General features: G+C 56.1%; 15 protein-coding genes. 8 read left to right on the top strand and 7 right to left on the bottom strand.

The window, feature by feature from the left end:
• The first annotated feature begins 8 nt into the window (after window positions 1-8).
• Window positions 9-875 (top strand): DUF5694 domain-containing protein, encoded by an 867-nt coding sequence (locus GGR27_RS06410; protein ID WP_168036591.1) that lies wholly within the window; start codon window positions 9-11, stop codon window positions 873-875.
• A 264-nt stretch (window positions 876-1,139) separates the two neighbouring features.
• Here the strand turns inward: GGR27_RS06410 and GGR27_RS06415 are convergent, their stop codons facing one another.
• Both GGR27_RS06415 and GGR27_RS06420 read right to left on the bottom strand, forming a co-directional pair.
• Window positions 1,140-2,534: a YfcC family protein gene (locus tag GGR27_RS06415; RefSeq protein ID WP_168036592.1), complete on the bottom strand. Its 1,395-nt coding sequence runs from the start codon at window positions 2,532-2,534 to the stop codon at window positions 1,140-1,142.
• Window positions 2,535-2,594: 60 nt separating this feature from the next.
• On the bottom strand, window positions 2,595-5,726 hold the full coding sequence (locus GGR27_RS06420; RefSeq protein WP_168036593.1) for a DNA polymerase III subunit alpha: 3,132 nt from the start codon (window positions 5,724-5,726) through the stop codon (window positions 2,595-2,597).
• Between the two features lie 507 nt (window positions 5,727-6,233).
• On the opposite strand from GGR27_RS06420, the gene GGR27_RS06425 reads away from it, so the two are divergent.
• The 5 genes from GGR27_RS06425 (at window position 6,234) to GGR27_RS06445 (ending at window position 10,460) form a co-directional block, all read left to right on the top strand.
• Complete coding sequence (locus GGR27_RS06425; RefSeq protein WP_168036594.1) at window positions 6,234-7,253, top strand: hypothetical protein; 1,020 nt, start codon at window positions 6,234-6,236, stop codon at window positions 7,251-7,253.
• Between the two features lie 532 nt (window positions 7,254-7,785).
• Entirely contained in the window at window positions 7,786-8,820 is a 1,035-nt protein-coding gene (locus GGR27_RS06430; RefSeq protein ID WP_168036595.1) for a hypothetical protein, read from the top strand.
• 335 nt (window positions 8,821-9,155) lie between these two features.
• A complete protein-coding gene (locus tag GGR27_RS06435; protein ID WP_168036596.1) occupies window positions 9,156-9,386 on the top strand; it encodes a hypothetical protein in 231 nt (76 codons plus the stop codon).
• Window positions 9,364-9,564 (top strand): hypothetical protein, encoded by a 201-nt coding sequence (locus tag GGR27_RS06440; RefSeq protein ID WP_168036597.1) that lies wholly within the window; start codon window positions 9,364-9,366, stop codon window positions 9,562-9,564. Before GGR27_RS06435 ends, GGR27_RS06440 begins: the two co-directional genes overlap by 23 nt.
• 155 nt (window positions 9,565-9,719) lie before the next feature.
• Entirely contained in the window at window positions 9,720-10,460 is a 741-nt protein-coding gene (locus GGR27_RS06445) for a (Fe-S)-binding protein (protein ID WP_168036598.1), read from the top strand.
• A gap of 160 nt (window positions 10,461-10,620) precedes the next feature.
• On the opposite strand, the gene GGR27_RS06450 is transcribed toward GGR27_RS06445, so the two are convergent.
• A complete protein-coding gene (locus GGR27_RS06450) occupies window positions 10,621-11,433 on the bottom strand; it encodes a transporter (protein ID WP_168036599.1) in 813 nt (270 codons plus the stop codon).
• 167 nt (window positions 11,434-11,600) lie between these two features.
• Between GGR27_RS06450 and GGR27_RS06455 the strand changes: the two genes are divergently transcribed.
• Window positions 11,601-12,314 (top strand): polyprenol monophosphomannose synthase, encoded by a 714-nt coding sequence (locus GGR27_RS06455; protein ID WP_168036600.1) that lies wholly within the window; start codon window positions 11,601-11,603, stop codon window positions 12,312-12,314.
• A 305-nt stretch (window positions 12,315-12,619) separates the two neighbouring features.
• Here the strand turns inward: GGR27_RS06455 and GGR27_RS06460 are convergent, their stop codons facing one another.
• Entirely contained in the window at window positions 12,620-13,729 is a 1,110-nt protein-coding gene (locus GGR27_RS06460; RefSeq protein WP_245184474.1) for an OmpA family protein, read from the bottom strand.
• Between the two features lie 233 nt (window positions 13,730-13,962).
• Between GGR27_RS06460 and GGR27_RS06465 the strand changes: the two genes are divergently transcribed.
• Window positions 13,963-15,606, top strand: coding sequence for an ArnT family glycosyltransferase (locus tag GGR27_RS06465; protein ID WP_168036601.1), 1,644 nt, complete (start codon window positions 13,963-13,965; stop codon window positions 15,604-15,606).
• A 78-nt stretch (window positions 15,607-15,684) separates the two neighbouring features.
• Here the strand turns inward: GGR27_RS06465 and GGR27_RS06470 are convergent, their stop codons facing one another.
• The 3 genes from GGR27_RS06470 to GGR27_RS06480 all read right to left on the bottom strand — a co-directional run bounded on the left by GGR27_RS06470 (window position 15,685) and on the right by GGR27_RS06480 (window position 18,629).
• Entirely contained in the window at window positions 15,685-16,446 is a 762-nt protein-coding gene (locus tag GGR27_RS06470; RefSeq protein ID WP_168036602.1) for a TIGR03915 family putative DNA repair protein, read from the bottom strand.
• Window positions 16,447-16,609: 163 nt separating this feature from the next.
• A complete protein-coding gene (locus GGR27_RS06475) occupies window positions 16,610-17,566 on the bottom strand; it encodes a TIGR01777 family oxidoreductase (protein WP_168036603.1) in 957 nt (318 codons plus the stop codon).
• 64 nt (window positions 17,567-17,630) lie between these two features.
• Window positions 17,631-18,629, bottom strand: coding sequence for a PorP/SprF family type IX secretion system membrane protein (locus tag GGR27_RS06480; protein WP_168036604.1), 999 nt, complete (start codon window positions 18,627-18,629; stop codon window positions 17,631-17,633).
• Between the last annotated feature and the right edge of the window lie 374 nt (window positions 18,630-19,003).

Here is a 19,003-nt window from a genome sequence, read left to right on the forward strand (position 1 = left end):
CCATTTCAATGCGCCTCGCCTTACTCCTCCCCTTCGCCTGTTGTCTGAACTTACTTTCCGCGCAGTCTACCGACCTGACCGTGTATGACCCCGACGATATCCTGGTGGCTGGCGATGCGCAAACCAAGGTCTTGCTTTTCGGGACTTTCCACATGGACTACCCCAACCTCGACGCTCACGTAACCGGTACGGAAGATCAGGTGGACGTGACCGATGCCAAGCGAGCCGCCGAAATGCGGGAGTTACTCGACTACCTGGCCCGGTTTGAACCTACTAAAATTGTCGTGGAACGCTGGCCGGAGAGCAACGAAAATGATAAGTACCGGGCCTACCGCGCGGGAGAGAAAAAATTAGGGAAGAGCGAGATCGAGCAGATTGGTTACCGCCTGGCCAAAAGATTTCAGCACGATTCGCTTATCCTGGCGGATGCGGGGACTTTGGTCAGGTCCTTCCTCAACGACCCCGAGTTGGCCTGCCTTCAGCCGAAACTGGACAGTATTTACGCCGATTGGGACTTTCGGAGTGAGGACAAGATCAGCCAACGTTACGGTAAAATGTATGCGCACGATGATGAGCTACTTCAACACAATACGCTGCTTGATTTTATGAAGTACGAGAACTCCCCCAAACGCATTTTACGGGGCCACGGCGCCTACCTCCACGGCGATTTTGAACTGGGGAACACCCGCGGTCAGGACGCGCTGGCCATGCACTGGTACGCTCGCAACCTTCGTATTTTTCGCAATATTCAGCGGACGTCCACCTCGCCGGAAGACCGGATCCTGGTTATTTTCGGTGCCGGCCATTTGGGTATTTTGCGGCAGCAATTCGAGAGTTCGCCCCAATTTGAGCTGATTGAATTCGGGGACTTATGAGGGAACATTCCCATATATAATATCACGCCGGGGGCGCGGGCGCGGGTGCAAAGTGATGGGTTCGAGCATTGCTGGAACTAAAATTAACATCCCTACCGAATGTCAAGGAAACGTGGTAAACGTCCATCATCAAACCACCTGATCACCACAAAAATGAAGGCGGTGAGCTTAACCCCACGGGATAACGACCTCGAATATCAGGAGTAAGCAGCATCGTACGGCTAATCGTAAATCGCGTAGCAAAAGGCAGTACGTCCCAATCACTCAAACGTACCCGATCGCCACCGCCACCAATAACCCCAGCCACGCCCAAACCAAAATAACCCCGACCAGCGGCAGCACGAACCGCAACCACCGATCGAAAGGCACCCGGCACAAACTCAGCATCGCCACCAACCCACCCAGCGAAGGGTTAAACAAATTAGTCACCCCGTCCCCCACCTGAAAGGCAAGAATGGACACCTGCCGCGTCAGGCCCAGCGCCTCCCCGAGCGGAATCATGACGGGCAAAGTCGCCAGCGCCTGGCCACTACCGCTCGGGATGAGCAAGTTCAAGCCGCTCTGGCCGATCGACATCCCGATCGCCGAAAGGTAGGTGGGCAAGCCCTCCAGCGACAGCGCGAGCCCGTAGCTGATCGTGTCCTGAATCTGCCCCTCCTCCAGCAGTACTTTGACCGTCGCCGCCATCCCAATAATGAACGTAGCCGGGGCCATCTCCGCCACGCCCCGCATCCCGGCCGCCGAGATCCTACTCAAACTCAAGCCGCTACAGAATGCCGTCGCCACGAAAACGATCAGAAAGATCGCCGAGATGTCGTTGATGAACCATTGATAATTGAACACCCCGAACAGTACCCAGCCCAGTCCGGCGAGGAAGATGCCGAGCAGCAGCCAGTCCCGCCCGGAAAGTGCGTATTCGGCCAGCGGTTTGGATAGCGCAAGTCCCCGCTCATCCAGGCCTTGACCAACGGATGCACTGGGGTCGCGAAGTATTTTGCGGTAGTAACGGACGTTAAATGCCGCCGTGATCGCCAACGCGCCAAAACAAAGGACCGAACGCAGCCCGGCCCCGCTGAACAGCGGTAGTTCCGCAATCTCATGGCCAATGCCGACGGTGTACGGATTGATCGGCGAAAGCCCGAACGCCACCGTCATGCCCCCGGCGCTAACCCCGGCGGCCAGCACCAAGTCTCCGCCGAGCGCCAGCACGACGACCGCCGCGATCGGGATCATCGCAATGTTGTTTTCGTAGCCCACCATGATGCCGAGCAGGCCGTAGAAAAAAGTAAGCAGCACGAGGATCAACTCCGCGCGCTTCGTCCCGAGCCGGTGCAGTAGCCGACCGACGGCGTTTTCGATCGTCTTGGTCTCGTCGAGCACGGAGAACATCAGGGCGCTGGCCAGGCAAATGAAGATGATCGGCGTCGCCACGCGGTAGCCCTCGGGAAAGGCCCGAAAGAGTTGCAGAAAGCCGATCGGCGTGGAGTCGACCGTCTTGTAACTTCCCGGAATCACCCGCATTCGCCCGGCTACTTCGGCCCGCTCGTAGTGCCCGGCGGGGAGCAGGTAAGTCAGTACCGCCACGAACACGAGGATGGCGAAAAGCATGATTAGCGGCGGCGGAATGTTGGCGTACCAGGGAGACTTTTGGGGCTTCATTATGGCAAAGCTAATCGCGAATGAGCTTCTCGGGCACTTAGCTGATTTTACAACCAGCGTTCACCCAAAGCGCAAATCCCCCAAATAGGCCAGCCGTTCCATCCGGTACACCTCCAGGCTCGGGTACTCGAACTCCCGGCTCACCAGCCCCCGTAACTCATAAACCCCCGCGCCCCGGAACGGAAAGGCCACCAGACTATCCGGGAAGTGCACCGTATCGAAATACTGCCCGTTCTCGTTGAGCCAGCAACCGAAACTCATCCGGTCGCCCCGGATGGTGGGGACGAGTTTGTCACACACGAAGTAGGCGCGCAGCGTCAGGTGGTGGCCTTCACGGGTACCGGCGAGGGGGTGGGGGGCGTTACGGCCCCCCCAGGTGTTGACGTTGGATCGGACGTGGGGGTGGGCGCTGTCGCGGGTGCCGGGTAGTGAGGAGAAAGCAAGGTCGTCGGGACGCACCGTTTGCGAAAGTACCGGTGGTAAGTTTCCTAACTCCCCCTCAGTCGACTTGGCAGCGGGCACATCGGAACCTTTAACAAGTAAGAACGGGGAGCAAAGCGGGTAACCCAGCAGTTCCAACTCGTCAAAAGCCTGGTCGAGTTGGCGGGCACTCAGGGGGTGGCCGGGGCGGTGGTTGGGGCTGAGGTCGAGGTGGAAATACTGTTTCGGCGCGGCGCTCGCAAAGAGTTCCGGCTCCTTGACGTGGTTAGCTTTGGGGTTGAAAACGGCGTTTTTTTCCCAGAGTAACTCCGCCTTCGTTTTGCCCGTAAACTGGAAGGCACCGCAGCGGATGAGTAATTCCAGCTGGCTACTCTCTACTTCGATCCGGTTGGTAAAATCCGTCAGCGTCCGGAAGCCACCGCCGCGCATTCGTTCGATAAGGATTTTTGTAACGATTTGCTCGGTCATCCCCTTCACTAGCCCGAAACCGAGGTGGACGTCGGTGCCGCGTAGCGTCGTCAGGTATTTAGAGTAGTTAACGCAGGGCGGGTGGAGGTTCGCGCCGTCCATTCGGCCTTCGTGGACGTAGAACTCCGTCTTGTAGAAGCCCCCAAAGTTGTTGATCACCCCGACGATAAATTCCAGCGGGTAGTAAGCCTTGAGGTACAGGGACTGAAAGCTCTCCATCGCGAAGCTGGCCGAGTGGGCTTTACAGAAGCTGTAGCCGGAAAAAGACTCTACCTGCCGCCACACTTCCAGGGCTGTTTCGTCGGAATGACCCAGCACCCGCGCCCCCGCAAAAAACTTGTGCTTCAGGTTCTCCAGCGTGTCTCCATCGTGCTTCTTCCCACTCATGATGCGGCGGAGGATGTCCGACTCGTCCAGATCCAAACCGGCGAAGTGGTGGACGATCTTCATCACGTCCTCCTGGTAGACCATGATGCCGAACGTCTCGCCGAGGTGCTCCTCGAAAACGGGCGCGATGTACTCGAAACTGTGGGGAAAGTGGTAGCGGCGGATGTATTCCTTCATCATGCCCGACTTGGCCACGCCCGGCCGGATGATGCTCGACGCGGCTACGAGGTGGACGTAATTGTCGCACCCCAACTTCGACAGCAAGCCCCGCATCGCCGGGCTTTCGACGTAGAAACAGCCAATCGCCCGGCCACTCTTCAGCATTGCTTTCACCTTTACGTCGTTCTTGACCGCGTCCAGATCGTAGATGTCCACCGCCTTGCCCTGGTTCTTTTTGACGAGCTCGACCGCCGAGCGCAGGTGCCCCAACCCACGCTGACTGAGCACGTCGTATTTGTGCAGGCCCATGTCTTCGGCGTGGTACATGTCGCAGTGCGCGACCGGAAAACCTTTCGGCATCATCCGCTGCGCCGTGTGGTAATGGATCGGCTTTTCCGTGATTAAAATGCCGCCGGCGTGGATACTGAGGTGGTTGGGCAGGCCGATGATGCCGACGGCGATCTTCAGTACTTCCGCCGCCTTGGGGTCCGCCGCCGCCCGTGCGTGGGGCTCGCGCACGAGCAGGTCGACCTCCTCCTTCGGCAGGCCGTAAACTTTGGCAACCTCCCGCAGCGCGGCACGGCCCTTGAAAGTAGAATACGTAGCGAGTAGCGCCGTGTGGTCCTTGCCGTACCGCTTAAAAACGTAGTCGATCACGTCGTCCCGCTCGTCCCAGCTAAAATCGATGTCAAAATCGGGCGGGTTAATGCGGTAGGGGTTGATGAACCGCTCGAAGTAGAGGTCGAGCTCCATGGGGTCGACGTCAGAAATACCAATGGCGAAAGCCACGATGGAGTTCGCCCCGGAGCCGCGCCCGACGTGCTGGTAACCCACCGCGCGGGCGTAGCGGACGATGTCGTAGGTGATGAGGAAGTAGGCGCAAAAATCTTGCTTCTTGATCACGGCCAGTTCGCGCTCCGTGCGCAGCCGGGCCTTTTGAAACCTGGGGCCGGGTGGGTAGCGCCGGGCGACGCCGGCCAGGCTGAGTTTTTCGAGGAGGGCGTAATCACCATCCTTGCTACCCGTAAAGCTCTGGCGGTTGATCTGTAATCCTGTTTCCAGCTCCGCCGTGCAGGAGTCGATAATCCGCTGGGTGTTCTCGACGATGGCGGGGTAGGGCTTGTAGAACTGGAGAAGGGTGTCCGGCGGAAGCAGTCGGTCACCTTTGCCCGCTAAGTCTCTGGGGGTGAGTTTGGTGTGGACGGTGTTCAGGTCGATGGCCCGCAGCGTTTTGTGGCGGGCGTAGTCCTGGTCGGTCACGCCGACGACGGGGGCGAGCACGACGAGTTTGTGCTGAAATTGCCGCAGTTCGTGGCTGAACAGCCGGTTGACGTGCTGGGGGCGGATGCCGAGAAGCTCGTTGTCTTTAAAGTCTCGGATCGGTTTGCAGAGGCGGGGGTAGATGATCCAGGTGTCGGGCAGGGGCGGGGGGCAGGTGGGGAGTTCTTTGTCTTCGAGGGAGTGTTTGCTGAGGTAAGCGCAGAGGTTGCGCCAGCCCTCGGCGTTGCGGGCCAGGCCGGTGTAGAGCCACTGGCCGTCGCGCCAGAAGGAAATACCTAGGATGGGTTTGATGTCCGCTTTTCGGCAACGGTCCACGAATTCGACGGCGCAACTGGTGTTGTTGGCATCGGTTAGGGCGAGCGTTCGAACGCCCCAGGCAGCCGCTTTGCTGACGAGCGCCTCGGGGGTGAGGACGCCGTAGCGTAGGCTGAATGCGGTGTGGCAGGTCAGGTGCACGCCCGGGCTAGTCTGGATGCGTGGTGGTGGGCAATGCGAAACCGTCCGGACGGCCGAAGCCTTCCGGTAACTGCGGGCCTGAGGGAAATCATGTTAATTGGAGTGAGTTAGTAAACTGGTGGAAAACCTACCGAACGGGGAGGTGGCAATAAATAATTTTAAAACAATACCTTGCAATAATAGTACAAATTCCGGTCTGTTTCAAATAAAATGTTTGTTTATGCCCAGAACGTCGGTAGCCGGGTCTTGCTTTCGGGACCGGCACTCAGTAAAATTATATATTATCGTTTTGTTAAATATTTAAGCTTATGGCCGGCTGGTCGCGGGTGAATCCACTACCTTCATTGGCGTAGCGCCCTGATTGCCAGCGGAGAATTGTTTTTCACCGGTGTTTAGCCGTTTTTGCGTAGGCAAGTTTTTGTATAATTGCAAAGTCAGCGGCCTGCATCAGTTCGCTGGCATAGTTGCACCCGCTGATTCGGAGCGGACGCTCAAATTGTTACGACCATGAGTGATGCGTCACCTACTTTTCAACACTCTTTTCTGGAGCGCGTACGGAGTCGTTTCAACTCCCGCAGTGAATTAGTTCGCTCCCTGGGCGAGACCCTGGGCTTAGGACGTGATGCCATCTACCGCCGCTTGAGGGGAGATACGGCACTGACGGCGGATGAATTGGTGACCATTTCACGTAAGTACCGCGTACCAATCGAAGAGGGGCGCGACCTATCCAACGTGCCGGTGATGTACTACCACAACGGAGAGTACAAGATCACCGATGACGAAGATTACTTCCGGGATTTTCGCAAACACACGGTGCACTTGCTCAATCTACCGGGGGTAAGGGTAGACTACGCCACTTCGGAACTACCCATCTTCTACGAACTATCCCCCCCCGTGCTGCGGGCCTTCAAGGTTTACATCTTCGGTGTCACGACCTGGAGACTAAAAAAATGGGAAGGCATCCCCTTTAGCCCCGCCTTGCTTTCACCCGCCACCAACGAAGTGATCGAAGGCATTATCGAGGATGCTTACCGGCTTCCCGCCCGGGAGCTGTGGTCGATCGGGATTCTGGACGTTACCCTGCGCCAGATCACCTACATGGCCCAGGTCGGTCGCTTCGCCGATGATAAAGACCTACTTACTATTTTCGAGGAACTACACGGGATCGTCAACCACCTGGAGCAAATGGCTAAATCGGGCAAACGCTTTCGCCCCGGTACGCAACCTACCGACGCTAGCCCTGACTTTTCGGTGAGCCACAACGAGCTTTCTAACACCAACAATGCCATCATCATTAACTCCGACGCGGGCCGCATGATGTTCAATACGCTCGTCAACCCCAATTACCTGATGACTACCGACCCGCGCATACTCAACGACGTGGCGAGTTGGTTCGAGCGGCTCGTGGAGAACGGAAACGCCTTGAACAATGCGTCGGGAAAGTACACGAACCAGTATTTTGGTCGCCTGCGCCAGCAAATTGACGCTACCAAAGACCGGGTTTCCTATACTAGTATGATTTTTTGATTAACTGATGTTACGCAGATTATATCGCCACGTAGCACGAAGTACTGCGAAGCAAAACACAAAAGCACAAAAATCGGTGTACGGCTACGCCGAAGCACCATTTACTTATTCTTGTGTGTTTATGGGCATAATCAGGTTGCGTAAGGTCGGTCTGGGTTTTTGCTGGTTAAAATATTAACAAGAAACTTAATTCCTGATGTTACGCAGATTATTTCGCCACATAAACACAAAAGCACAAAAATCGGTGTACGGCTACGCCGAAGCACCGTTTACTTACTCTTGTATGTTTTTGTGTTTATGTGGCATAATCCAGTTGCGTAAGGTCAGTTAATTCGTAAAGCGTAGTGTTTTGAGAACCTAGCAATACGTTATCTAATAATATTGATGAGCCACGCAGGTGCGAAATCACAATAAGCGGTGCCATTCGCAAACTGCACTTGTTCTTACGGTACGCTAATGTTATTGGGCAAAAACAATTTCTTGGAGTCCTTCTTTCTAAGTAGGGTTTAATTCTTCAGCGCTGCCCAATACTATGAGTTTTAATCATATCGATCAACAACGGGAATTTTTCTTACGGGTAGAAAGTTTATTTGCCTCCAAAGCAAAAATGGTTGCCGCCGTGGGGGAGGCACTCGGTATTGGTTCCAACGCGGTGTACCGCAGAGTGAAGGGAGACACGGTACTGCCCGCGGCTGAGATGCTGCACTTGGCGGGTCTTTACCACCTCGATCTGAATTTGTTCCAGGGTTTCGAAAGAGACGGGCAGACAATCTACGAGACGAACACCCCGGATGACCTAAGCTCGGAAGTAGATTTTTTTCGCATAATGAGCGAGCGGATGGAGTTTTTCATGCTACTCACGGACCGGCAGTGCCGAATGGTTACGCCAGAGTTGCCCCTCAGCTACGAAATGACCCAGCCGACCCTACGGGCTTTTAAAATTTATACTTACGGGGTTACTTCCTGGGACTTTAAAAAATGGGCTGACTTACCTTTTTCTCCCGAACTGATTCACCCCGATACGTGGCAACACGTGGATAATTACGTACGCATGTGCTTCGACCTGCCCAGCGTTCAGTTCTTATCGCCGGGGATGGTCGACATCACCCTCAGCCAGATTATCTATTTCGTCGAACTAGGCAAACTAAAGGATACAAAACTCGTCGATAGCTTATTTGACGAATTACACGCCCTGGTAAATCACGTGGAGCAGATGGCCAATCACCGTTTGCGCTACCTTATCGGAGATGTCGTAGACGATACAAGACCACAATTTAACATACGTAAAAACGAGATTCCTAGCAACAAAAGCCTTATCTTGCTAACCTCATTAGAAAGATCAATCGCGTTAATTCCTGATTTGCACCCCAACGTGTTGACAACGGTCAGCAAAGAAGTAATTCATAAATCAGAACAGTGGTTTAAGCTGCTAGCCGAAAAAAGCACGCTGTTGGGGCCCGGTGCGGGCAAGCAGACACACCGCTTTTTTCGGGACGTCCACCGACGAATCAACGCCGCGCAGGAGCAACTGCTAAAACGACGAATCAACTTAGCGCACTTCATTTAGCTACGGGTTGAACGTGCATTCTTAATATAAGCGAAATTTAAATATGAAGTTCTCCCATATCGCAGCCCCGGTAAATGTTGTATGACGTAACTTTGTGCCAGTTCAAAGGAACACAAGAATAGGTTTATTTTTCATGAGAGACGCTGTGGACAGCACAGTCGTATAGTAGACCCAGACGCGATTCGTCTGGGTCTTTTTTTTGTGACCGGTGCAAACGATTGCGGTGGTCGAGTCGAGATAAAGGCAGCAATCAAGCTATGCTCGTACCGTTTTGGCGGGTAGCTGCCCTCCGGTAGCACGGGTGGTTATAATTCCTTACCGTTATCTTTGTGGCTATGGACGGACCGCAAGAACTTCCCGGTTGGTTAAAATACGCCGGCTGGCTACCGCTCGTTATTTATTTCGGGCTCAAGTACCTAGTCATCGGGCCGGAAAACCTGACTCAACTGCAGGGCTTTATCTTACTCGGTGCGGCGGTGTTGGCGCACCTGGCCGTTTGGAAGTACCGGAAATCCTTCAACCCTCAACCAAAAGACCCCAACGATGGAACCCATCCGGAAAGATAAACCCTCCGTAGGCCTGTTCCTGCTCATGACGGCTGTTTACCTGGGCGCTTATTTTGGCCTTAAGTACGGCGTCCTCGGTGGTAACCTACCGTGGTACTACAACCTTGCCCTCATCGTCAGTTGCTTGCTGCTAGCTTTTTTCCTACGCAACAAAGTTGGGGAGCGTACGGGAGGGTAATCCTGTCTTTCGCAAGGACAAATCGAATCCTTCTGATTTCTTAAAAATTGGTATCCGGAGCTACCGTACGCACTTAGGTGTTCAAACTTAAAACGGTAGGAACGGGACACTCGTACGCTCGGTCGGTGTTAACTTGGCTGTTCAAGTATCAGCCCATGACCGTTGCCCTTTTCATCCCTTGCTACATCGACCAATTCTACCCCAAAGCCGGCATCGCGACGCTGGAACTACTGGAGAAATACGGCTGCACGGTCGTCTTCCCCCGCGAGCAAACCTGTTGTGGCCAGCCCCTGGGCAACTCGGGGATGGAGAAAGAAGCACGGCCGATCTACGAGCACTTCGTCGAGACGTTCAAGTCGTTTGATTACGTCGTTTGCCCTTCCGGTAGTTGCGTCTACCAGATTCGCCATCATTACGAAGCACTGGAGCAAACGCCGGACGTCGTTGCCCTACGGGAAAACACCTACGAATTAGCCGATTTTCTCGTCAACGTCCTCGGCGTGACGGAAGTGAACGCCAGTTTCCCCCACCGCGTCGGTATTCACAACAGCTGCCACGGACTGCGGGGCTTGCGCCTCGGCCAAGGGTCCGAACGCGTCGGCGAAGCCTTTAGCCACTATAAGTACCTGCTGGGCATGGTCGACGGTATCGAACTGGTTACCCTCGAGCGGTCGGACGAATGTTGCGGCTTCGGCGGCACCTTCGCCGTCAACCAACCTGAGTTGTCCACCAAAATGGGCCGCGACCGCATTGCCGACCACCTCGCCCACGATTCGGAAGTAATCACCTCCGGCGATATGTCCTGCCTGATGCACATGGAAGGTCTTATCCGCCGCGAAGGCAAACCGCTACGGGTGATGCACGTCGCGGAGATACTGAATAGTCAGAAAGTATAGCGGTTCGTTGGTCTGATGGTACGATAACAGTCTCACAACCCATTATCTTCCCAGACCCCAGACCCCAGACCCCAGACCCCAGGCCCCAGGCCCCAGGCCCCAGACCCCAGACCCCAGACCCCAGACCCCAGACCCCAGACCCTAGACCCCAGACCCTAGTCTACTCCACCCCCAGCTTAAAAATAACCCCCGCGTTCAGCCGCCCACTTTCCCCGATAAAATCCCCACCCAGCACCCACGCCCCGCCCCCCACGATGCCTAGCCAGGGTTTGATCGGGACGTAAGCCGTAATGCCGGCACGTTGCCAACTGGAGCCGGTGCCGGCCGCGGCGGTCTGGATGTCGGGGCCGCTTTCGAGGGAAGTAATGAATTCCAGCCAGCTTTCCACGTAGAAGTACCGGCCCCCGTAACCCGTCCGGAACAACAGCGGCCACGCGGAGCGCGTCTCGGGCGCGAATTGAAAGTCGATGCCCGACTGCGCGTGCAGAAACCAACCGTCGTCGTGCTGAAACTGATAGGCCAGCCGGCCCTGAAAAACGGTAGCGCGCTGGCCGATGGCCTCCACGCCCGTAACCTCGTAGTTGCCAATGGGGAAGCTGAGCCCGACGGCGGTGAAAAAGCGGCTCGCGAAACGGTCTCCGCGTTTATCCAGGTTCATGTATTTAATCCACACCGAAGCATCCTGCAGGCTTCCGTCGCGGCCATTCGTGATCATGTAGGGTAGGGTGGCGATCAACGAGCTGTTTTTACTCACGCCCACCTCCGCGAACAGGCTGTAACTAATCGTCTCGATATCCCGCGCCTCGCTTGCGTTGTCGGGGAGCAGATAAGTATCATATTTTTCCGCGCTGTAGCTCAACGCGATCACCGTTTCACCCTTCGGCGTGGGAAAACCACCAATCGGGCCCTGGGCGCGGACGCCGGTGCAGAGTAAAAGGGTAAGGCAGAGGAGGGTGGGCGCGCGTAAAGACATGAAACAAAGAACGGCAAACGGAGGAACATCGATTGCGCAAGAATAGCCGGGTGTCCGATCCTGACAATTAACGCACGAAAATTTACTTGCGGAATAAAATTCGGTGCAACTTTCTAATATCCCGCTCGCTCTTATCTTTACCCGGAACGAATTAACCCTACCACGTCTTGAGCGATAGCCTCGTCATCATCCCTACGTACAACGAGAAGGAGAACATCAGTAAGATGGTCCGAACGGTGTTTGCCCTCGCGCATCCCTTTCACCTCCTGGTCGTGGATGACGGCTCCCCCGACGGCACGGCTGCCATCATTAAGCAGCTACAAGAAGAATTTCCCGACCGTCTCTTCCTGCTCGAAAGATCCGGGAAGCTTGGCCTCGGCACGGCTTACCTCGACGGGTTTCGCTACGGGATGAAAAAATCCAGTGATTACCACTATTTCTTCGAAATGGATGCCGACTTCAGCCACAACCCGCAAGACCTCATCCGACTTCGGGAAGCTTGCCGGACGGGCGGTGGCGACCTCTCCGTGGGCTCCCGCTATACGTCGGGCGGTGGCGTGGAAAACTGGCCCTTCGATCGGCGCTTCCTCTCCTACGGTGCTTCCGTTTACGTCCGCGCGATCACCTGGATGCCCGTCAAGGATCCTACGGCCGGTTTCATGTGCTACACCCGCCCGGTGCTAGAGGCCATCGATTTCGACGCCATCCGCTTCATCGGGTATGCCTTCCAGATTGAAATGAAGCACACGGCCTGGAAGCTGGGCTACAAGATCGTCGAAGTACCCATTACGTTTACCGACCGGGTGCTGGGCGCTAGTAAAATGCACGGGTCGATCGTCAAAGAAGCGGTCAGGGGGGTTTTGAGTTTGCGGTTTGGATAGCTCGGTGTCCCGCCACGGCAATACGTAGCTGAATACTATCCGGTCGATGCACCGTCCCGGCGCGAGAGGGACAACCACCTTCCAAGTTAGATTTTCTCGCGCCGGGACGGAGTATCAGCCAGACGCACCGCGCAAAGAAGTATTTGTTTGTCGATACGTACAAACGGGTCCGTACGACCTAACCCGGCTGCCTACTGACCTAGCCTGCACCCGCGGCCGCGCCAAAAAAGCCCCTAATTACCGAAGTAACTAGGGGCTTTATCTTTTGTAACACTATGTCACTTCCGAAGAAGTAACGAAGTTATTTACATGTCCATGTTCAGTACACGGAACTCGGTACGGCGGTTAACGCGGTGCTCGGCTTCGGAACAGTTAACGCCATCGGCGCAACGGTTCGTCAGTTGGCTCTCACCGTAACCACGGGTTACGAGGCGCTGGCGGTTGATGCCACGGCTAACTAGGTAGTCAGCAACGGACTTGGCGCGGCGCTCGGAAAGATCCTGGTTAGAAGCGGCGGAACCACGGCTGTCCGTGTGCGCGTTCAACTGGATACGGATGTTGGGGCGCTCCTGGAGGAGGTTCAACAGGCGGTCGTCGATGATGCGGCGGCTTTCTGCGGTGATGGCGGCGCTGGCCAGTTCGTACTGGATGGGAAGAACGTTGTAGCTAGTCAGCTCACAGTCGATTTCTTCGTAGCTGCTCAGGCCACCTTTAGAAGCCAAAACTTCCTTGGTGATGGTCGTGTACTCAGCTTCAACGGGCTGTGAAGAAACGCTAGCGGGCTGGTCGACAACCTGCTTAGTGATCGTTTCGTAAACGGCTTCCACGTCGATTTCGCGGACTTGTGCTGGCGTGGCGATCACTTCTTTGGAGTAAGTAGAAGAAGAACCGGGAACGGTGGATGCGGTAGAATCGGCGTTGTTAGCGAGGCGCTGTACGGGGACGGTGCGGTACTCAGCTTCGTAAGTACGGTAACACAATACCTGACAATCGTTGGGGTCATCGGACTCACAGCCTTCATAGGCGGTGGTTTCCCAACGGCTGACTTCTGGCTTGATGAGTACGCGTTCGGTAGCATCACTAAAGGTAGCGGCGACCACGTTCAGGCTCGTTGCGGGGGCCTGTGATTCGTAAGAGACAGATTCCGTCCGGAAAGTAGCGGGGACGAATTCGTAGCGCTTATAAGCTTCCTTGACGAGTACACGCTCCGTTACCGTGCGGTAAGTGGCGGGGACGACGCTGAGTCGGTTGTAAGAAGGCTGCGTCTGGATCCGGGTCGTTTCCGTTTGGTAGACGTCGGGCGTCACACAACGAACGTAACACTTATTGGGATCGGGGTTGGCGGGGAGCTGCTGGGCCTGGACACTCGTGGTGCCAATTGCCATAGCGGCAAGAATGGTTAGTGGTAATCTCATATAAAGGATGTTGATTTGCGAGTAATTGAGCCGATGGGCTCAGTAGTAGAAGGTTAACTTTGGGATTAGTGTTCACTAAAACTAAGCCTTGACTAGTTCCTAGTGAGTAATAGACGCAGCCCACCAAGGATGGATGGGCCAGCGTTTACATCAGTATAAACGTAAATATTACGGGAAGTCACACTATTTCGTACAATTTTGTGTGCCTCACGTATAATAATTCCAAAAATTCTTTGGCCAGATTTCTTCCACTTGCGATTATTTTGCTCTTTGGCACCTGCTTTTTCGGGACCAATAATTTACAACTTTTTGACTGGGATGAGCTCAATTTCGCGGAAATCAGCCGGGAAATGTTGGTTACGGACAACTGGGTGCAGCCGACCGTCAATTATTTACCCTTCCACGAGAAGCCGCCACTGTTTTCCTGGATGCAGCTACTGAGCTACAAAATCTTTGGCGTCAGCCCCCGGGGCGCTCGGTTTCCAAATTTGGTCTGTGGCATCGTCACCTTCTTACTACTGTTGCAGTTAGGAAAGAAATCTTTTGGCGGAAATGACCGACGGTGGTGGCCATTATTTTTGGGCCTGAGCGTGCTACCGGCGCTTTACGCGCAGTCTGGCATCATCGACCCGTGGTTCAATCTCTTCACGCTGGCGGGGCTCTGGTGGAGCCTCACTGGGGCAGCGTTAACGGCTAGGCAAGTATTACTCTCCGGGCTAGTGCTCGGTTTGGCCGTGCTGACCAAAGGCCCGGCGGCGGGGTTGATCGCCGGGCTGTGCTGGTTGGTACTGCTGCTCGTAAACCCCGCCCACAGGGGGCGTCGTGCGGCTCGCTACTTAGCCATCGGCCTGCTCAGCTTGCTACCGATTGGAATTTGGCTGGTATTTTTGTGGCAGGAAGACGGTGGTTATTTCGCCCGCGAGTTCCTGCGGTACCAGGCGCGCTTATTTTTTCGGGAGGACGCCGGCCACGGTGGCTTCCCGGGCTACCACGTGGTGGTGCTCCTGCTGGGTTGTTTCCCGGCCAGTTGGCTCGCCCTACCGGCCCTGTTTAACCGGCGACGCTTTTCCGACCCCACCGACCGGGGGATGCGGGTGCTCTTTTGGGTAGTACTGGTGCTCTTTTCGGTAGTCAATACCAAGATCGTGCACTACTCGAGCTTGTGCTATTTCCCCCTCTGCTGGTTTGCCGCCCGTACGCTTACCGGCGGTGAAGCGCACTTATCCCCCCGGTGGCGGCGGGTCGTTCGCACCGGCCTGCTGAGTAGCTGGATTCTTTACACATTACTCCTGCTGGCCGTGCCGCTACTCGCAATAACGGCGGCATACTGGCTTCCCCTGGTCGACGACGCCGAAGTGACGGCGCGCCTGGCGATGCTCGTTACCTGGCCCTGGTACACCTTCGTGCCCGGTGTGGTGGGTATTGCGGGAATCGTATTCCAAACCAACGCTGCTCTTTTACGAACCAACCCGGCATCTACGACCGCGCAAAATCAGTTGAAGAACCGCGCCGCCACCTACTTACTGTTTACCGGGTTACTGACGCTAACTACTTTGTGTACCATCGTCCCGCGCGTCCAACAGTACACCCAGGGCGCGCCGGTGGCTTTCTTTAAAGAACTGCGCGGCCGGGACGTCTACGTGGGGACGGCGTACTACAAATCTTACGCCCACTGGTATTACGCCGACCTTCCGCCGGAACGGTACGCAGATGGCTGCCGCGAGCGTCAGTGCCGGTTCCACGAAAACATCAGTAAACCGCTATATTTCGCCAGCCCCGCGCGGGTGACGGAACAAGTTTTACGGGAAGTGCCGGACGCGGTGTTGCTGCGTCAGGCGGGCGGGTTTTCTTTTTATGTTAGGGAGGTGAAAAGGTAAGTGGTCTGGGGTCTAGAGTCTATGGTCTGTGGTCTTTACTCTTTATTCTATCCTCTTTTCTCCCCATCCCCTCACGATTCACTTTTCAATCAAATACTGCCAGTAGCGCCGCGGCACGTGCTGCAGGTGCAGGGGCATGTTGCGCCGCTCCGGAATATCCACCGCCCGGAAATAAGCTTTCCAAAGATCCTGGTACCCCGTTTCCTGGCTGGCGAGCATTTCCGCGGAAAGCTGTTTTAGTCTTCCGTTACTGGTGGTGGTGAGGGTGATGAATTCCGCCTTTTTGATTTCCTTATCCCAGTGCAGGCCGTACTGCCGGGTGGTATCGTAGATGAGCCAATCCATCGCCGGGTAACGGGCGCCGAAGTGTTCGCCGAGGAGCGGGAGGCAATTGAAATCTGGATTGATCAAACCGACGAAGAGACCATCCGGCGTCTCCTGAAAGCGCACGAACGCGTGCATGCGGTGCACCTCGCGGCCCATTTGCTGGTGGAGGCGTTGGAGGGCACGAATTTTCTCGTCGGCGGCATCCTTTTGGACGTCCAGCCGGCTTGCCATTTGGCGGCGGACGTAGTGCAGGATCAGCCGCTCGGTACCCGCCTGCTCGCTGAGAAAAATCTTGCGGAGCCACTTTCCGGCACCGGGGGAGCGCTTTTCCAAGCCCACTACTACGCGTTTGGCCTGCGCCTCGTCCGTTTGAATCAGGACCGGCTCGGCGAAAAGTTGTTGCTGGTGCTGGTCTTCGGGCACGATGTCTACGTCGCCGGCCTTACGGGCGAAGGACTGGAAGATGGCGGTTAGGAGGCCGGGGAAGGTGGTGTCGTAGGTGTAGGTTTGCATTTCATCCCAGTAGGGCCTCCGGCGGTTTCCAGAAGAAGGGTAAGAGGTATAAGAAGAGGAAGAAGTGTAGAAAAGTAACGCTTCCCCTTTCTCTCCTTATTCCTCCTTTACTTCCTCCCCCGACTAAGTCGGGACCGGAGGCAAATTCACGAAAGCACTAAGACTACCCCAACAAATCCATCAAAGCCTGGCTCAACTCCGGGTGCATAAACACAAACCCCGTCTCGGCCAACTTCTCCGAACTAACGTAAGCCGAATCCAGCACCGTGTGGCTCATCTCACCCATCGCCAACTTCAGCGCAAAGGCCGGGGCGGGGATCACCAGCGCCTTCTTACCCGCCGCCGGGGCTAGCATTTCGGCAAAAATCTTGTTCCGAACGGGCGTCGGCGCGACGCCGTTGTAAACGCCCGTGAGCTTATGCTCGATGGCGTGGGAGTAGGTCCGGATAATGTCTTGCAGGTGGATCCAGGAGTAATATTGCTGGCCACTGCCGAAGTAGGTACTCGTGCCGACCTTGAGGGGGAGCACCATTTTTTCCAACGCGCCGCCTTCGGGGTGGAGGACGATGCCCGTCCGGTTGATGAACACCGGGACGCCCTGGTCGGCGACCATTTTGGTTGCCTCTTCCCACAGGATGCAACTCCGGCTGAGAAAGCCACTGCGGGGCGCGTCCAGTTCGGTCAGGACCTCGTCGGCGCGGTCGCCGTAGTAACCGACGGCGCTGGCGGAAAGGTAAAGCTTAGGTTTGCGTTCCATGGCGGCAATGCCGCGGGCCAGCAGGGCGGTCGTCTCGGTGCGGCTCTTGATGATGACGTCCTTGCGTTTGGTCGTCCAGCGCTTGTCGGCGATGCCGGCACCGGCGAGGTTAATGACGTAGTCGACGTCGCGCAGGGCGGCGGGGTCCAGCTCACCCGTTTCGGTGTCCCACTTAAAGGTCAGGTAGCGGCCGCCGGGTTGGGGGCTACGGCTGAGGATGCGGACCTGGTAACCGATGTTGGTCAGGTGGCGCGAGAGGTGAGAACCGATGAAGCCACTGCCGCCGCCGATGAGGACGGTGCCTTTGTGATTCGGGGCGGGGGGCGTTGGGGAAGGGGTGTTTTCTTGGATGATGGTTGCCATAGTAGGGTTAACCGTTTGGCGGGGCGTTTGTGTTCGCGGGGCCGCTGCCTAAGGTCGACTGCCTTTACTGAAACATTCGGAAACACTCACTGTAGCGCCGGCGGAACCGATTTTTTTTCAGCCGGTCACTGTCCGCAAAATCAATCATCACGCTAACTTCGAACGTAGCGCCGAGCCCGCCGGGTACGTTGCGGAGGTCGGACACCACGGCATCGTAGCTAAAACCCACTCTCAAAATATCCTGTCGGAAGCTTACCGCGGTGATGAAACCGTCCGCATTCTCAAAAGCGTGGCGGTACCAACCACCGATGGCCAGGGGGCCGTAACCAAAATAAGACCCCAGGGTGAGTTGCCGCAGCTTCGCCTGGCCGACGTACAGGATATTCGGGGTTACGTAAGCCGGCCGCTTGCGCGTACTGATGCTCTTCAGGTCGATTTGTGAACCCGCCGTAAGCGTGAGCCGCTGGGGCCGGCCGGAGTAAAGCTGGTTGTTGAGCTCGAAAAGATTCTCGTCCGGCCGGTTGATGTGCTCAAAGCTGACACCGCCGTAGTGGGAGCCACCGTAGACGACAACGCCCGCGCCAAAATCAGCGGAAGTATTGCTGGCGGCCTCCAGGATTTCCCGGCTGGTACCTTCCGCGGAGCCGGTGACGGGGTCGAGGATGTCACCAAAAGTGAGGCGACTGAAGTCGAGGGAAGTGTTGAGAATACCGGCCGCCAGACCAAGGCGTGCGTGTAGGGTGGGGGTGAACTGAACGTCGTAACTGTAGACCAGCGCGGCTTCCGTGTTCCGGTAGGCACCCTCGAGCTGGCGGTCGCTCATAAACCGGACCCCGAAACTGGAAGGCGTCTTCGCAACCGGCTGCTCGTAACTGGCCGCCATGGTGACGAAGGCACTCGGGTAGCTCGTGTGTTGGGTGCGGTAGTTGACAGTTAGGCGTGGCGCGGCGCCGATGCCGGCCAGGGCGGGGTTGAGCCGCAGCGGGGCGGCGTAGAACTGGCTAAATACCGGGTCCTGGGCGCTCAGCGGGAGGGCCGTCAGGAACAACAGTAATAAGGGCATAAACTTTTTTGGCATCTGTTTAGGGCTGAAATCCGTACCTTAGTAACTCACCCGGCGTGAACGAATTGTGCCACAAAACACAAAGACACGGCAAGTCGTAACGAACGCTAGCACGGTGGCTCACGAATAATAAAAAAAGTAGCTTTGTGGTCAAGCAATCGTGCGGCCGAAGAATCTGCGTACGACAACTGGGTGATCATTTGTACTCCGCACGCTTATCTCCAAAGCTAGCAAAATTTACGTCGCGCAAAGGTTAAATGCGGCCCCGGCGGTCCGCCCCGCGACACCCCGCCGCGTTGCCCGCACATTATGTGTCCGGGCGGACAACGTTACTTCCTGGCACCGGTATCTTATTTTTGTGCTTTCCCTCCTGC

This window comes from Neolewinella antarctica, from assembly GCF_011927835.1.
Classification (GTDB): Bacteria; Bacteroidota; Bacteroidia; order Chitinophagales; family Saprospiraceae; genus Neolewinella; species Neolewinella antarctica.

Bases quoted from the DNA above. Each gene is read 5' to 3' on its own strand.
- GGR27_RS06410 (WP_168036591.1), top strand. From the start codon at position 9: ATGCGCCTCGCCTTACTCCTCCCCTTCGCCTGTTGTCTGAACTTACTT.
- GGR27_RS06415 (WP_168036592.1), bottom strand. From the start codon at position 2,534: ATGAAGCCCCAAAAGTCTCCCTGGTACGCCAACATTCCGCCGCCGCTA.
- GGR27_RS06425 (WP_168036594.1), top strand. From the start codon at position 6,234: ATGAGTGATGCGTCACCTACTTTTCAACACTCTTTTCTGGAGCGCGTA.
- GGR27_RS06430 (WP_168036595.1), top strand. From the start codon at position 7,786: ATGAGTTTTAATCATATCGATCAACAACGGGAATTTTTCTTACGGGTA.
- GGR27_RS06435 (WP_168036596.1), top strand. From the start codon at position 9,156: ATGGACGGACCGCAAGAACTTCCCGGTTGGTTAAAATACGCCGGCTGG.
- GGR27_RS06440 (WP_168036597.1), top strand. From the start codon at position 9,364: ATGGAACCCATCCGGAAAGATAAACCCTCCGTAGGCCTGTTCCTGCTC.
- GGR27_RS06445 (WP_168036598.1), top strand. From the start codon at position 9,720: ATGACCGTTGCCCTTTTCATCCCTTGCTACATCGACCAATTCTACCCC.
- GGR27_RS06450 (WP_168036599.1), bottom strand. From the start codon at position 11,433: ATGTCTTTACGCGCGCCCACCCTCCTCTGCCTTACCCTTTTACTCTGC.
- GGR27_RS06460 (WP_245184474.1), bottom strand. From the start codon at position 13,729: ATGAGATTACCACTAACCATTCTTGCCGCTATGGCAATTGGCACCACG.
- GGR27_RS06470 (WP_168036602.1), bottom strand. From the start codon at position 16,446: ATGCAAACCTACACCTACGACACCACCTTCCCCGGCCTCCTAACCGCC.
- GGR27_RS06475 (WP_168036603.1), bottom strand. From the start codon at position 17,566: ATGGCAACCATCATCCAAGAAAACACCCCTTCCCCAACGCCCCCCGCC.
- GGR27_RS06480 (WP_168036604.1), bottom strand. From the start codon at position 18,629: ATGCCCTTATTACTGTTGTTCCTGACGGCCCTCCCGCTGAGCGCCCAG.